Raw genomic sequence first — 14074 nt, 5'->3', positions numbered from 1 at the left:
CGGAGCCACCCGACCCCATGGCAACATCCCTTACCCCAGAGATGCGCGACGCGCGCACGTTCCTGGGCCATCCGCGCGGTCTGTTCGTGCTGTTCTTTACCGAGATGTGGGAGCGTTTTTCCTATTACGGCATGCGCGCGCTGCTGATCTTCTACCTGACCAAGCATTTCCTGTTCGGCGACGAACCGGCGTTCGGGATCTACGGCGCCTACACCTCGCTGGTCTATGTCACGCCGGTGATCGGCGGGTATCTGGCCGATCGGTATCTGGGCGCGCGGCGGGCGGTGCTGGTCGGCGGGCTGTTCATCGCGGCGGGCCATCTGGCGATCGGGTTGCTGGAGGGTCCGGCGGGCGCGCAGGGGTCCTACCTCAACGGCTTCTATCTGGGGCTGGCGTCGATCATCATCGGCACCGGGTTCCTGAAGGCCAATATCTCCGTGCTGGTGGGGCAGTTGTACCCGCGCGGCGACGCGCGGCGCGATCCGGGTTTCTCGATCTTCTACATGGGGATCAACATCGGCGGGGCGACCGGGCCGATCATCTGCGGGCTGCTGGGCGAGACGGTGGGCTGGGCCTGGGGGTTCGGCGCGGCGGGCATCGGCATGCTGCTGGGGCTGGTGGTGTTCGTGCTGTTCCGCAAGGAATTGCTGGGCGTGGGCGAGCCGCCGGAGCCGGCGCTGCTGCGTGCCCGCACCGCGGTGGGCATCTCGCGCGAATGGGCGATCTATCTGGGCGCGATCGTCGCGGTGGGCGTGGCATGGTGGCTGATCCAGAGCACCGGCGTGGTGGGCACGTTGCTGGTCGTGTTCGCGACGCTGACGGTCGGATTCATCCTGTACCGCGCCGTGTTCACGCTGCCCAAGGTGGACCGCGACCGGTTGTTCGGCGCGCTGTTCCTGATCGCGCTATGCCCGCTGTTCTGGGCGTTGTTCGAACAGGCGGGATCGTCGCTCAACCTGTATACCGACCGCGCGGTGGACCGCAGCCTGCTTGGGTTCGAGATCCCGGCGTCGCTGTTCCAGTCGGTCAATTCGATCTTCATCATCTTGCTGGCCCCGCTGTTCGCGGGCCTGTGGACGTGGCTGGCGCGGCGGCGGCTGGAACCGAGCGCGCCGTTCAAGTTCGGCATCGGGTTGATCGTCATCGGCCTGGGCTTCCTCGTGCTGGTGTTCGGCGCAACGCTGAACTTCGGGGCGCCGACGCCGGCGCTGTTCATTCTGCTGCTCTATTTCTTCCACACCGCGGCCGAACTTTGCTTCTCGCCGGTCGGGCTGGCGGCGATGACGCGCCTGTCGGTCGGCAGCATGGTGGGCCTGATGATGGGGACCTGGTTCCTGGCGACGGCGGCCGGCAACTTCCTGGCCAGCGTGATCGCCAAGGCGACCGGGGGCGAGGGCGCCGGGCCGGAACGGGTGCTGGAGGTCTATGGCCGGATCGGCTGGGTTTCGATCGGAATCGGCGTGGTTGTGCTGCTGATCGCGCCGTTCGTGGTGCGGTTGATGCACCTGAACCTGTTGCAGGACGGGCAGGAACTGGCCGGGCGAGACGAGCTGGCCGAGCCGGCCGCGGCCGGTACGCGGACCGATTGGGAGTATAAGGCGTGAAGACGATCTGGGCGACGGCGTGTGCCGTATTGGCGCTGACCGCCTGTGCGCAGACGCCGGCACCGCGGAGCGCATCGGCCACCACGCCGCGCGGCCAGGCGAAGCCGACGTTCGACCGCGATCCCTATCCGTCCACCTATCGCGCCTATCCCGGCGTACCGACGCTGGTGACCAACGTGACCGTGTATGACGGCGAGGGCGGGCGGATCGACGACGGATCGGTGCTGTTCGCGGACGGCAAGGTGGTCGAGGTCGGGCAGACGATCGCGGCGCCCGCGGGCACGACCGTGATCGACGGGCGCGGCAAGTGGGTGACGCCCGGCATCATCGATATCCATAGCCATCTGGGCGATTATCCCAGTCCCTCGGTACAGGCCCTGTCCGACGGGAACGAGGCGACCGGGCCGGTGCGCGCCGAGGTGTGGGCCGAACATAGCGTCTGGCCGCAGGACCCGGGGTTCAGCCGCGCGCTGGCCAATGGCGGGGTGACGACGTTGCAGATCCTGCCCGGTTCGGCGAACCTGTTCGGCGGGCGCGGCGTGACGTTGAAGAACGTCTATGCCCGCACCGCGCAAGGCATGAAGTTTCCCGGCGCGCCGTACAGCCTGAAGATGGCGTGCGGCGAGAATCCGAAGCGCGTCTACGGATCCAAGGGGCAGCTGCCGCAGACCCGGATGGGGAACATGGCGCTGGACCGCCAGACCTGGATCGACGCGACCGAATATAAGCGCAAGTGGGACGCATACGAGAAGAAGGTGCAGGACGGCACCGCGAAATCCGCCGACCAGCCCGGCCGCAACCTGCGCAACGAGACGCTGATGGGCGTGCTGAACGGTGAGATCACCGTGCAGAACCATTGTTACCGCGCGGACGAGATGGCGCAGGTGATCGATATGGCCAAGGAATTCGGGTACAAGGTGACCGCGTTCCACCATGCGGTCGAAGCGTACAAGATCGGCGACCTGCTGAAGGCGAACGGGATCTGTGCGGCGGTCTGGGCCGACTGGTACGGGTTCAAGATGGAAGGCTATGACGCGGTCAACGAGAACCTGCCGCTGCTGCAGAAGGCCGGCGCGTGCGCGATGATCCATTCGGACGACCCGAACGGCATCCAGCGGCTGAACCAGGAAGTCGCCAAGACACTGGCCGACGGGCGGCGCATGGGGATCGTGATCCCGGACGAGGTGGCGTGGACCTGGCTGGCGATCAATCCGGCGAAGGCGATGGGGATCGCGGACCGGACGGGTAGCCTGAAACCCGGCAAGATGGCCGACGTGGTGCTGTGGAACGGCAACCCGCTGAGCGTCTACACCCGGCCGGAAAAGGTCTGGATCGACGGGGCGCTGCTGTACGATGCGAACGACCCGCGCCGGCGGCCGGTGTCGGATTTCGAGCTTGGCCAGCCGGGCGAAGGGGATGTGAAGTGAAGCGGCTTGCCATCATCGCGGCGCTGCTGGGCGCGACGCCGCTGGCCGCGCAGACCGTGGCCATCACCAATGCGAAGCTGGTGGTGGGCGACGGCAGCGGTCCGGTGGACGGCGGAACGGTCGTCATCAGCGGCGGGCGCGTGACCGCGGCGGGGCGCGGCGTCGCGGTGCCCGGGGGCGCGCGCGTCATCGATGCGCAGGGCAGGTGGGTGTCGCCCGGGCTGGTCGCGGGCTTCAGCCGGCTTGGCATCGTCGAGGTCGACGGGGTGCGCGAGACGAACGACGCGGGGGCGGACAAGTCCGATTTTTCCGCCGCGCTGGACGTGTCGCTGGCGGTGAATCCACGCGAGACACCGATCGCGATCAACCGCGCGGAAGGAGTCACGCGCGCGGTAGTCGCGCCCGATACGGGCAAGACGATCTTTGCGGGTCAAGGTGCGGTGATCGACCTGGGCACCGATGCCAATGCGGTGATGCGCCCGCGCGCGTTCCAGTTCGTCGAGTTCGGCGAGGGGGCGGCAGCGACCGCGGGCGGCAGCCGGCCGGCAGCGTTCGCGATGTTCCGCAACGCGTTGCTGGAGGCGCGTGGTTATGCGCGCGCCCCGGGCCCGGGCGGCGGCGGGCGGATCACCGACGGCATGCTGACCAAGCTGGATGCGGCGGCACTGGTGCCGATGGTCGAGGGCCGCGTGCCGATGCTGGTGCATGTCGAGCGGGCGTCCGACATCGTCCAGGTGCTGGATCTGGTACGCGAGTTTCCGGCGCTGAAGCTGGTGCTGGTCGGTGCGTCCGAGGCGTGGATGGTGGCGCCGCAGATCGTGGCGGCGCGCGTGCCGGTGCTGGCGTCCGCGCTGGCCGACCTGCCGGCCAGTTTCGAGGCGCTGGCCGCGACACAGTCCAACATCGGCCGGTTGCAGGCCGCAGGCGTGACCGTCGGCATCGGCATGATAAACGACGACGAGGCGCGGCAGGCGCGGCTCATCAAGCAATATGCCGGCAATCTGGTGGCGCTGACCCGCGTACCCGGCGCGACCGGGCTCGACTGGGGCCGTGCGTTCGCGACGATCAGTTCGGGGCCGGCGGCGGCGCTGGGGCTGGACGGGGAGATCGGGTCGTTGCGCCCCGGGCGACGGGCGGACGTGGTGATCTGGGACGGCGATCCGCTGGAGCTGTCGTCCGCGCCGGTGACGGTGATGATCGACGGGGTGGAACAGTCGCTGGTCAACCGCCAGACGAAGCTGCGCGACCGCTATGCCGTGCCGCAGGAGGGCGTGCTGCCGAAGGCGTATGAGCGGTAGGGGGAAGTCAGGGCAGTAACCCCGCGGACGTCATCCCAGCGATACTGGGATTCATTGTCATTACGGTTCCGGCCACGGCCGAGCGGCGTGATAATGGATTCTGACTTCCGTCAGGATGACGGACTTCCAGCATATCGTTAGGGTAAATGCGGTAGCGAGGCTCCACCGAGTCAGGGCAGGACGAATATGGCACGCAAGTATTTCGGGACCGACGGCATTCGCGGGCGGACGAACCAGGCGCCGATGACGGCCGAGATCGCGATGAAGGTGGGGCAGGCGGCGGGCGCGCATTTCCTGCGGGGGGCGCACCGTCACCGGGTGGTGATCGGCAAGGATACGCGGCTGTCGGGCTATATGATGGAATCGGCGCTGGTGGCCGGGTTCACGTCGGTGGGGATGGACGTGGTGCTGGTCGGGCCGATGCCGACGCCGGCGGTGGCGCTGCTCACCCGGTCGATGCGGGCGGACCTGGGCGTGATGATCTCCGCCAGTCACAACCCGTTCGCGGACAACGGGATCAAGCTGTTCGGGCCGGACGGGTACAAGCTGAGCGATGCCGACGAGCTGGCGATCGAGGCGTTGCTGGACGGCACGCCGACGCTGGCCCCGGCCGAACATATCGGCCGCGCACGGCGGGTGGAGGATGCGCGCGGACGCTATATCCACGCGGTCAAGCTGGCCTTTCCCGAGGATCTGCGGCTGGACGGCCTGCGCGTCGTGGTCGATTGCGCCAATGGTGCGGCGTATCAGGTGGCGCCGTCCGCGCTGTGGGAACTGGGTGCGGACGTGATCGCGCTGGGCGTGACGCCCAACGGCACCAACATCAATGACCGGACCGGATCGACCGACCCGGATGCGTTGCGCGCAAAAGTGCTGGAGACGCGGGCCGACATCGGCATCGCGCTGGACGGGGACGCCGATCGGCTGATCGTGGTGGACGAGCGCGGCACCATTGTGGACGGCGACCAGCTGATGGCGCTGATCGGCGTGTCGTGGCACCGGCGCGGGCTGTTGCGCGGTGGCGGCGTGGTGGCGACGGTGATGTCCAATCTGGGGCTGGAACGCCATCTGGGGGGGCATGGCCTGACGCTGCACCGGACGAATGTGGGCGACCGCCATGTGGTGGAGGCGATGCGCAGCGGCGGGTATAATGTCGGCGGCGAACAGTCCGGCCATATCATCATGACCGATTATGCGACCACCGGCGACGGGCTGGTCGCGGCGTTGCAAGTGCTGGCGGCGCTGGTGAGCGAGGGGCGGCCGGCCAGCACGCTGCTGCGCCAGTTCGAACCGCTGCCGCAACTGCTGAAGAACGTGCGCTTTGCCGGGGGACAGCCGCTGGCGGACGCGGCGGTGCAGAAGACGATCGCGGCGGCCGAGGCGCGGCTGAACGGGACCGGGCGGCTGCTGATCCGAAAGTCCGGCACCGAACCCTTGATCCGCGTGATGGCGGAGGGCGAAGACGAGGCGCTGGTCGCCGAAGTCGTCGAAGAGGTGTGCCAGGCCGTGCGGCGCGCCGCGGCGTGAGCGTCGCCCGCGTCCCGATCGCCAGAATTCTGGTCATCGCCGGATCGGACAGCGGCGGCGGCGCGGGGATCCAGGCGGACATCAAGACGGTGATGGCGCTGGGCGGTCATGCGATGACGGCGATCACGGCGATCACCGCGCAGAATACGCTGGGCGTGACCGACGTGATGGCGGTGCCGGCCGCGATGGTGCTGGCGCAGATCGATGCCGTCCTGTCCGACATCGGCGTCGATGCGATCAAGATTGGGATGATCGGATCGGCCGCGGTGGCGCATGCCGTGGCGGATCGGATCGCCGCGATGCCGCACGCGGTGCCCATCGTGTTCGATCCGGTGATGGTGGCGACCAGCGGCGCGGTGCTGGCCGATGGCGACACGATTGTGGCGTTCGAACGGCTGATGGCGCTGGCGACGGTGACGACGCCGAACCTGCCCGAACTGGCGGCCCTGTCCGGCCTGGACGATCCGGCCGCGGGGGCGGCGGCGCTGGTGGCGCGCGGCGGCGGCGCGGTGCTGGTGAAGGGCGGGCATGCGGCGGGCACGGTGCTGACCGACCGGCTGTTCGACACGGGCGGGGTGACGGCGTGGACCGATTCGCGGATCGACACGCGCCATACGCACGGCACCGGCTGTACGCTGGCCAGCGGTATCGCGACCGGGCTGGGTCAAGGATTGCCGCTGGACCGCGCCATCCCGATCGCGCGCCGGCTGGTGCGCGACGCCCTGCTGGCAGCACCGGGGCTGGGCGCGGGGCATGGGCCGATGGGGCATGGGCTGATTTGTCCTACCCCGGCGGGGGAGACGGCGGTCGACAGCGGCAACCATCCGGCGATATCCTCTGTTTAATGGATGCATGCCGGCCGGGCGTGCGGGACAGAGGATTGCGCGATGCCGTTCGACGGGAGTGGCTGGAATCGGCAGCCGGTGCCGGAACCGGCGCCCCGCAAGGCGCAGGAACGCGTGCTGACGGTGGTGATCGCGTTCATCGTGGTATTGTTGTTCATACTGCCGATTTCGGCGGGGACGCTGGTTGACATCGTGCAGTCGATGCGGGCCGGGTGAGCCTTGGTCGTCGGGCGCGCTGCTGGCTGCCGTCGTCATCGCCGCGTAGGCCAGGATCTCCCTTGGACTAAGAGTGAGCGCTTTACCGGCGGGATGACGGCCGGGTGGCGTTGGTAAGGATTGAACCGGTCGCGTCCGGCGCGTAACGCGCGGCATGGCGGGACCGAGTTTCAGGATCGAGCGCACGCATCCCGCGCCGTTGGCGGGCGTGGACGAGGCGGGGCGGGGGCCGTTGGCCGGGCCGGTGGTGGCGGCGGCGGTGATGCTCGACCGGCGGCGCACGCCGAAGGGGATCGACGACAGCAAGAAGTTGTGCGCGCGCCGGCGCGCGGAACTATGCGGCGAAATTCGCGGGCGGGCGCTGGTGGGCGTCGGGATCGCTACGGTGGCGGAGATCGACACGATCAACATCTACCACGCGACGATGCTGGCGATGGCGCGCGCGGTCGATGCGTTGATCGCCGCGGCGGGGCATGACCCGCTGATGGTGCTGGTCGATGGCAACGCCCTGCCGAAGTGGCGGCACCCCGCGGTGGCGGTGGTGAGGGGCGACGCATCCTGCCTGTCGATCGCGGCGGCGTCGATCGTCGCCAAGCATGAGCGCGACCGGATGATGCTGGAATATGACGCCGCCCATCCGGGCTATGGCTGGGCGTCGAACAAGGGATACGGCACCGCGGCGCATCTGGCGGCGCTGGGTGCATTGGGACCGAGCCCGATCCACCGCCGCAGCTTCGCGCCGGTGCGGCAGTTGCTGCTGATCTGACGGGGGATCGATATCAGGCATTTATAGCTGATGCTCTCCCGAGGTCTGAGTCGACGGAATAGAAGGCTGACCCCATACCGTACCCCCGCGCAGGCGGGGTTCCAGCGCCACAAACGGTATCACTCGTGGCCCTGGACCCCCGCCTGCGCGGGGGTACGCATACTCTTCGGTGAGTCCCGTCGCGTCAGTCGATCCGGCCGCCCTGGACGAAGGCAAGGCAGCCGCGCTGGCGCGCCCAGTCCTCGCCAAAACAGTCGTCGACCGTGGCGATGCCGCGCGCACTGGCCCAGCGATACCCGGCGTCATAGTTGGTGCAGCCGTCGCAATCCGGGGCGTCGGCGGTATAGATCGGGTCGGACGGCGGCGACGCGCGCGGGTAGATCGGGCCGGCGGGTTGCGGGCGATCGCGCAGGCCGCCGACCGTGGACAGGCCGAGCACCGTACCGAACAGGAGCGCGCCGGCACCCGAGGCAAGCATTGTCCGAACATGTCCCGCCACGCGCCGCCCCACCACTCGTCCCCGATCCGAAAAGGCGAACCTGCCCCCTTCTTTCCGGTTCCACCACAAATAAAGACTGGAGCGAGTCCTTGCCGCCACACCACCGTATATTGAGTCCGGCCGGTGTCGCGGACTCAATATGCGGTGTCGGGACTCCGCATCTCGGATGAGCGAGTCGCGGTCGTCGCCGGCGTTCGCACAGCGCGGCCTTGACCCGCGAATCCGGACGAATCAGGGTGTCCGCGAGTGAAGAGCGGGGACGAAAAAATGCGTGCGGCCAACAAGATAGACATGGACGACGTGCCCGTCCTGCGCACCGCGACGCGGCCGAAACTGACCATGTTGTCGCTCGACACGATCCTGCTGGGCGACTGCATCACCGCGATGAAAGGCATGCCCGACCGGTCGGTGGACATGATCTTCGCCGATCCGCCCTACAACCTGCAACTGGGTGGCGAATTGCTGCGCCCCGAGGGCGGGCGGGTCGATGCGTGCGACGACGAATGGGACAAGTTCGCGTCGTTCGAGGCATATGACAAGTTCACGCGCGCCTGGCTGGCCGAGGCGCGGCGCGTGCTGAAGGACGACGGCACGCTGTGGGTGATCGGCAGTTACCACAACATCTTCCGCGTCGGCGCCGCGTTGCAGGATCATGGATTCTGGATCCTGAACGATATCGTGTGGCGCAAGGCCAATCCGATGCCGAATTTCAAGGGCACGCGGTTTACCAACGCGCACGAGACGATGATCTGGTGCTCGAAATCGGAGAAGGCGCGCTACACCTTCAACTATGCCAGCATGAAGGCGTTGAACGACGATATCCAGATGCGGTCGGACTGGGTGCTGCCGATCTGTTCGGGTGGCGAGCGGTTGAAGGACGATGACGGGCACAAGGCGCATCCGACGCAGAAGCCGGAGGCGCTGCTGTACCGCGTGATGCTGGCCTGCACGCAGCCGGGCGACATCGTGCTGGACCCGTTTTTCGGGACGGGGACGACAGGGGCGGTGGCGCGGCGGTTGCGGCGCCGCTGGATCGGTATCGAGCGCGAGGAAAAATATGTGAGCGTGGCGCGCGCGCGGATCGCGTCGACGCTGGCGCTGGACGAAAGCGCGATGCAGACGGTGCCGTCGAAGCGCAGCGCGCCGCGGGTGGCGTTCGGCGTGATGATCGAGACCGGCGCGATCCCGCCGGGCACGATGCTGACCGACCTGAAGCGGCGCTGGCGCGCGGAGGTGCGCGGCGACGGTACGCTGGTGACGGACGGCGCGCGCGGGTCGATCCACAAGGTGGGTGCCACGTTGCAGGGCGCACCGTCGTGCAACGGCTGGACGTTCTGGCATGTCGAGGGGCCGGACGGCCTGATCGCGATCGACGAGTTTCGCCAGCGGCATCTGGTGGCGGCGGGGTTGTAGGGGGCGGTTCCGCGTCACTGCCGTCATCCCAGCGACCGCTGGGATCCATTCTCAGTACGGTTTTGGGGTGCCTGACGCGGAGTGATAATGGATCCTGACTTTCGTCAGGATGACGGGGGTGGTGCCGGCCTATCGGGGTCGGCATGTCGGCGTTTGGTTTGCAGGGAACAGCAGCATGACGACCGGCCTCTACCTCCGTCCGACCGCGTTCGTGGATGCGCCGTTCGGGCATGACGGACAGGTGCTGCGGCTGGCGGGGGGGCTGGCGTGGTTCGCGGCGGTCGAACTGATCCGGGTGGAGGCGGGGCGGCGCGTGGCGCAGACGCTGGTGCCGGTCGATCGGCTGGACGCGGCGTTGACCGCGCTGCCCGACGCGGAGCGGGCAGCGGGCGAGGCGGTGCTGGCGCGGCTGGTGGCGGCACGGCCGGCGCTGACCCTGGCCGAACGGACGATCCGGCTCGATCAGCCGCAGGTCATGGCGATCCTGAACGTGACGCCGGACAGTTTTTCGGACGGCGGGCAGCATGACGGCGACGCGGCGGCGGCGGCCGGTGCCGGGGTGGCGATGGCGGCGGCGGGCGCAGCGCTGATCGACGTGGGTGGCGAATCGACGCGACCGGGTGCTGCCGCGGTGTGGGAGGGGGACGAGATCGCCCGGATCCGCCCGGTCGTCGAACGGATGGCGCGGGCCGGCGTGGCGGTGGCGATCGACACGCGGAAGGCGGCGGTGATGGAGGCGGCGCTGGGTGCGGGGGCGGGGATCGTCAACGACGTGTCCGCGCTGTCATGGGACGCGCGATCGGCCGGTGTCGTGGCGGCGGCGGGGTGCCCCGTCGTGCTGATGCACCATGCGGGCGACCCGCAGACGATGCAGGACCGGCCCGCGTACGGCGATGTGCTGATCCAGGTCTATGACTGGCTGGCGGCACGGATCGCGGCGGCGGAGGCGGCGGGGATCGCGCGGGCGCGGATCATCGTCGATCCAGGGATCGGGTTCGGCAAGACGGTTGCGCATAATCTGGCGCTGTTGAACGGGCTGTCGCTCTTTCACGGGCTGGGGTGTCCCGTGCTGCTGGGGGCGAGCCGCAAGCGGTTCATCGGTGCGCTGTCGAACGAGGCACCGGTCGACCGGCGGCTGGGCGGTTCGGTGGCCATCGCGATGACGGGCGCGGCGCAGGGCGTGCAGCTGCTGCGCGTGCATGACGTGGCGGAGACGGTGCAGGCGCTGAAAGTCTGGCGCGGGTTGCGCGACGAGGCGTTGACGCCGCGGTGAGTGCGGAGGCGGTCGAGGCGTTTTCAGCCGTGAACCGCGTTGTGTCGGGTCGCGTCCCGCTCGTTCGTGGTCGTCATTGCCGCTCCGATCAGGAGGAACAGGAACGGCATCGCGACGTAGCGGTGGCGTTCGGCGAATTCGAACCACAGGTCGAAGACGATCAGTTGCGCGACGATGGCGAGCGTCAGGAGCAGTGCGAGGCGGCCGTCGGGCAGCGTCCGCAGCCGCCCGATCGCGACGGTGGCAGCGGCGAGCGTGGCGAGCAGCGCGCCCTGCAACATCGGGAACAGCAGGGCGGGGTGGCCGGAAGCGAGCGCCGGCCGAAGGAGGCCGAAGCGGACCAGCGTGAACTGTTCGATGCCGAAAGCCCGCAACAGCTTCGCAGCGTTCAGGCGGAGCATGTCGGCCGGGTGGGCGACGATCCAGTCCCTGGCGACCGCGGCGGCGGCGGCGGACTGTTCCAGTTCGGGCAGGCGGCCGAGGGCGGGGGGAAGCGGCATCCAGTTGCCGGTGGCGGCCGGGTTGTTGCCGATCCACAGCCCGATGCCCCCGGTCGTGGTGAGCGGCACGAAGCGACCCAGCACGAGCGCGTTGCGGACCCACCAGGGCATCATGACGAGCAGCAGGACGGGCAGGCTGCGCACGGCCAGCGCGACCATCGGCCGGAGCCCCACGACGGGCAGCAGCGCGAGGCCGAACATGAGCGGAACGGTGAGCAGGCCGGGCTGGGTCAGGGTCAGGAGGCCCCCGAGAGCGCCCACGACGGCACCGTCGATCGGCGTGGGATGCGTATCGGCGCGCAGACGCGTCATGCGGAGCGCGATGGCGAGGACGAGCAGCGCGACCAGCGGTTCCTTCTGCGCGAACGGGGATGCCAGGATGAAGGTGGGCCAGACCAGATAGAGCCAGGCCGCTGCACGGCCGCCGGCGCGCGACCCGGCGCGCGCACCGATGCGCACGAGCAGCGCGGCGGCGGCGAGGTCGAAGGCGAGATTGCTCAGCCAGATCACGCCCTGCCCCAGCCCGGCGACCGCACCGATGCCGGTCAGGAACAGCGGGTAGAGCGGCGGGTAGAGCGCCCGGAACGCGACCCCCGTCCGCGGTTCGTGGAAGATCATCGGGCCGCCGTCGATCATGGCGGCGGCGATCTGCCGGTAAATCAGCGGATCGGCGACCGCATCATGGCCCCACAGCGCCCACAAGGCGGCGAACCGCAGCAGCACCGCCACCGCGACCAGCAGGGTAGGCCCCAGCACGCCGGATATCCGCCCGCGCGCCAGCGGCAGCGCGAGCGCCGCCAGCCCAACCCAGCCGGCCAGCAGCAGGAACCCGCCCGAGGAAATGCCCCAGCGCGGCAGCAGCGACGGGACGGTCCAGGCGGCATAGAGCGTGAAGACGACCATGAGCAGGCGCAACGGTTGCGCCGCCAGCCCTGCATGATCGAAACGGGACGGCGGCGGGGCGGGAGTCGCGTAGATCATGCCGCGCTGTCGATGCCCATTTCGCTGAGTTTGCGGTAAAGCGTGGATCGCCCGATGCCGAGCCGCCGGGCGACCTCCGTCATGCGGCCGCGATAATGGCCGATCGCCAGCCGTATGACGTCCGCCTCGATCGCGTCCAGCGGGCGCATATGGCCATTGGGTTCGTACAGGGTGATGCCGCCGCCGGCCAGCGGGCCGCTTGGCGGGGCGGACGGGGCGGACCGGCCCGCGCTGGTCGCGGCCGCGATTTGCGGGAAGTCGGCGACGGTCAGCGCATCGCCGTCGCACAGGATGGCGGCGCGGAAGAGCGCGTTGTGGAGCTGGCGCACGTTGCCCGGCCAGTCGTAGCGCATCAGCAGCGCGAGCGCCGCGTCGGTGATGCCGAGGCCGCGCAGGCCGGGCTGATCCGCGATGCGCGCCAGCATGTGGCGGGCGAGCGCCGGGACGTCGGCGATGCGGGTGCGCAGCGGGGGCACCGCGACCGACACGACGGCGAGTCGGTAATAAAGGTCTTCGCGGAACCGCCCGGCGGCGACTTCGTCCAGCAGCGTGCGGTTAGTGGCAGCGATCACGCGGACATCGACGATGCGGTGGCCGCGCGCGCCGATCGGCGTGACTTCCCCCGATTGCAGGACGCGGAGCAGCCGGACCTGCGCGTCGGGCGACAGTTCGCCGACCTCGTCCAGAAACAGCGTGCCGGTATCGGCCTGTTCGAAGCGGCCGATGCGGCGGTCGAACGCGCCGGTGAACGCGCCGCGTTCATGCCCGAACAATTCGCTTTCGATCAAATTCTGCGGGATGCCGCCGCAATTGACGACCACCAGCGGCCGGCGCGCGCGCGGGGAGGCGGCATGGATCGCCTGCGCGACGACTTCCTTGCCGACGCCGCTTTCGCCCTCGATCAGGATCGAGACGCGGGCGCGCGCCGCCTTCGCCGCGATCGCCAGCGCGGAGCGGAAGGCGGAGGACGAGCCGACGATTTCGTCGAACGCCAGCACCTGCGGCAGTTTTTCGGCGAGCGGGCGCAGTTCGCCGGTCCCCCCGCGGCCGTCCGTCGCAGCGTCGAGTGCGGCCAGCAGCCGGTCGGGCGCAAGCGGCTTGACCAGGAAATCGGTAGCGCCGGTCCGCATCGCGGCGACCGCGCCGGCGACCGTCGGGCTGGCCGCGATCATCAGGATCGGCAACGTCGGGTGACAGGCGCGCAGCATGGCGACGTCGCCGCCTCCACCGTCTGCATCGCCCGCGGCGTCGCTGTCGCCGGGTGCCCAGCGATCGATCAGTGCGGCATCGATGGCGGGCGTGCCGGCGCCGCCGAGCAGCGCGATCGCCTCGTCCGCGTCACGCGCGCGGACGGTGCGCCACCCCGCCCGCGCGACGATGGCCGACACCAGCCGGCCCTGCGCGGGTTCGTCGTCGATCAGCAACAGCGTGCGGCTCGGCTCGGCCATTGCCGATATCGTCCTTGTCCAGTTCGGGTCGAGGCTTAGCGCGGTCGAGGTAAAGACGGGATTAAGCGCGGGCTTGGCGTGCGGGCCGTGCGTCGCTATCACCGGTCCCAACGGACATGGGGCGAGGGACACGGACAATGGCGGCGAACGAGGGCAGCGGCATGGATGAGAAGGCCCATGTCGCAACCTATACCGGATTCCTGAACATGGCGAAGTGGGGGACGATCGCGACGATCATCATCGTCGCGATCGTCGTCCTGCTGATCGCGAGCTGAGC

The 14074-nt window shown here is 69.1% G+C and carries 13 protein-coding genes; 10 read left to right on the top strand and 3 right to left on the bottom strand.

The features are described from left to right. Positions 1 to 17: 17 nt before the first annotated feature. The 7 genes from BKY59_RS10880 to BKY59_RS10855 all read left to right on the top strand — a co-directional run bounded on the left by BKY59_RS10880 (position 18) and on the right by BKY59_RS10855 (position 7683). Positions 18 to 1604, top strand: a complete 1587-nt coding sequence (locus BKY59_RS10880; protein WP_076071414.1) for a peptide MFS transporter — start codon at positions 18 to 20, stop codon at positions 1602 to 1604. Beyond that, positions 1601 to 3031, top strand: a complete 1431-nt coding sequence (locus tag BKY59_RS10875) for an amidohydrolase (RefSeq protein ID WP_076071412.1) — start codon at positions 1601 to 1603, stop codon at positions 3029 to 3031. The genes BKY59_RS10880 and BKY59_RS10875 overlap by 4 nt, the downstream gene beginning before the upstream one ends. Then, positions 3028 to 4329 carry an amidohydrolase family protein gene (locus BKY59_RS10870; RefSeq protein ID WP_076071410.1) on the top strand — a complete coding sequence of 434 codons (1302 nt, stop codon included), beginning with the start codon at positions 3028 to 3030 and terminating at the stop codon, positions 4327 to 4329. Before BKY59_RS10875 ends, BKY59_RS10870 begins: the two co-directional genes overlap by 4 nt. Before the next feature lie 186 nt (positions 4330 to 4515). Then, positions 4516 to 5856, top strand: coding sequence for a phosphoglucosamine mutase (gene glmM / locus BKY59_RS10865; protein WP_076071408.1), 1341 nt, complete (start codon positions 4516 to 4518; stop codon positions 5854 to 5856). Continuing rightward, the gene (gene thiD, locus BKY59_RS10860) at positions 5853 to 6701 is read left to right on the top strand and encodes a bifunctional hydroxymethylpyrimidine kinase/phosphomethylpyrimidine kinase (RefSeq protein ID WP_083672071.1); all 849 of its coding nucleotides are present in this window, start codon (positions 5853 to 5855) and stop codon (positions 6699 to 6701) included. The genes glmM and thiD overlap by 4 nt, the downstream gene beginning before the upstream one ends. Positions 6702 to 6743: 42 nt before the next feature. Next, positions 6744 to 6917 (top strand): hypothetical protein, encoded by a 174-nt coding sequence (locus tag BKY59_RS17730; protein ID WP_165374835.1) that lies wholly within the window; start codon positions 6744 to 6746, stop codon positions 6915 to 6917. Positions 6918 to 7071: 154 nt separating this feature from the next. Then, on the top strand, positions 7072 to 7683 hold the full coding sequence (locus tag BKY59_RS10855; RefSeq protein WP_076071404.1) for a ribonuclease HII: 612 nt from the start codon (positions 7072 to 7074) through the stop codon (positions 7681 to 7683). Between the two features lie 184 nt (positions 7684 to 7867). Here BKY59_RS10855 and BKY59_RS10850 read toward each other — a convergent pair whose 3' ends face one another. Then, entirely contained in the window at positions 7868 to 8161 is a 294-nt protein-coding gene (locus BKY59_RS10850) for a hypothetical protein (RefSeq protein WP_076071402.1), read from the bottom strand. Between the two features lie 312 nt (positions 8162 to 8473). Here BKY59_RS10850 and BKY59_RS10845 point away from each other — a divergent pair, with 312 nt between their 5' ends. Together BKY59_RS10845 and folP are read left to right on the top strand one after the other, a co-directional pair. Beyond that, positions 8474 to 9595 carry a site-specific DNA-methyltransferase gene (locus BKY59_RS10845; protein ID WP_076071538.1) on the top strand — a complete coding sequence of 374 codons (1122 nt, stop codon included), beginning with the start codon at positions 8474 to 8476 and terminating at the stop codon, positions 9593 to 9595. Positions 9596 to 9770: 175 nt separating this feature from the next. Continuing rightward, complete coding sequence (folP, locus tag BKY59_RS10840) at positions 9771 to 10868, top strand: dihydropteroate synthase (RefSeq protein WP_076071536.1); 1098 nt, start codon at positions 9771 to 9773, stop codon at positions 10866 to 10868. A 23-nt stretch (positions 10869 to 10891) separates the two neighbouring features. Here folP and BKY59_RS10835 read toward each other — a convergent pair whose 3' ends face one another. Both BKY59_RS10835 and BKY59_RS10830 read right to left on the bottom strand, forming a co-directional pair. Beyond that, a complete protein-coding gene (locus tag BKY59_RS10835) occupies positions 10892 to 12349 on the bottom strand; it encodes a hypothetical protein (RefSeq protein WP_076071400.1) in 1458 nt (485 codons plus the stop codon). Continuing rightward, positions 12346 to 13797: a sigma-54-dependent transcriptional regulator gene (locus BKY59_RS10830; protein WP_076071397.1), complete on the bottom strand. Its 1452-nt coding sequence runs from the start codon at positions 13795 to 13797 to the stop codon at positions 12346 to 12348. Before BKY59_RS10830 ends, BKY59_RS10835 begins: the two co-directional genes overlap by 4 nt. Positions 13798 to 13934: 137 nt before the next feature. Between BKY59_RS10830 and BKY59_RS10825 the strand changes: the two genes are divergently transcribed. Then, positions 13935 to 14072, top strand: a complete 138-nt coding sequence (locus tag BKY59_RS10825; protein WP_129586355.1) for an aa3-type cytochrome c oxidase subunit IV — start codon at positions 13935 to 13937, stop codon at positions 14070 to 14072. Positions 14073 to 14074: the final 2 nt, after the last annotated feature.

The sequence above is a fragment of the Sphingomonas montana genome (assembly GCF_001956315.1).
GTDB lineage: Bacteria > Pseudomonadota > Alphaproteobacteria > Sphingomonadales > Sphingomonadaceae > Sphingomonas_R > Sphingomonas_R montana.
Note: the sequence above shows the minus strand (reverse complement) of the source record. Positions and strands in the feature narration are given on the sequence as shown.

What these genes read in the sequence shown, in the direction of transcription:
- BKY59_RS10880 (WP_076071414.1), top strand. Translation starts at nt 18, where the DNA reads ATGGCAACATCCCTTACCCCAGAGATGCGCGACGCGCGCACGTTCCTG.
- glmM (WP_076071408.1), top strand. Translation starts at nt 4,516, where the DNA reads ATGGCACGCAAGTATTTCGGGACCGACGGCATTCGCGGGCGGACGAAC.
- BKY59_RS17730 (WP_165374835.1), top strand. Translation starts at nt 6,744, where the DNA reads ATGCCGTTCGACGGGAGTGGCTGGAATCGGCAGCCGGTGCCGGAACCG.
- BKY59_RS10855 (WP_076071404.1), top strand. Translation starts at nt 7,072, where the DNA reads ATGGCGGGACCGAGTTTCAGGATCGAGCGCACGCATCCCGCGCCGTTG.
- BKY59_RS10850 (WP_076071402.1), bottom strand. Translation starts at nt 8,161, where the DNA reads ATGCTTGCCTCGGGTGCCGGCGCGCTCCTGTTCGGTACGGTGCTCGGC.
- BKY59_RS10845 (WP_076071538.1), top strand. Translation starts at nt 8,474, where the DNA reads ATGGACGACGTGCCCGTCCTGCGCACCGCGACGCGGCCGAAACTGACC.
- folP (WP_076071536.1), top strand. Translation starts at nt 9,771, where the DNA reads ATGACGACCGGCCTCTACCTCCGTCCGACCGCGTTCGTGGATGCGCCG.
- BKY59_RS10835 (WP_076071400.1), bottom strand. Translation starts at nt 12,349, where the DNA reads ATGATCTACGCGACTCCCGCCCCGCCGCCGTCCCGTTTCGATCATGCA.
- BKY59_RS10830 (WP_076071397.1), bottom strand. Translation starts at nt 13,797, where the DNA reads ATGGCCGAGCCGAGCCGCACGCTGTTGCTGATCGACGACGAACCCGCG.
- BKY59_RS10825 (WP_129586355.1), top strand. Translation starts at nt 13,935, where the DNA reads ATGGCGGCGAACGAGGGCAGCGGCATGGATGAGAAGGCCCATGTCGCA.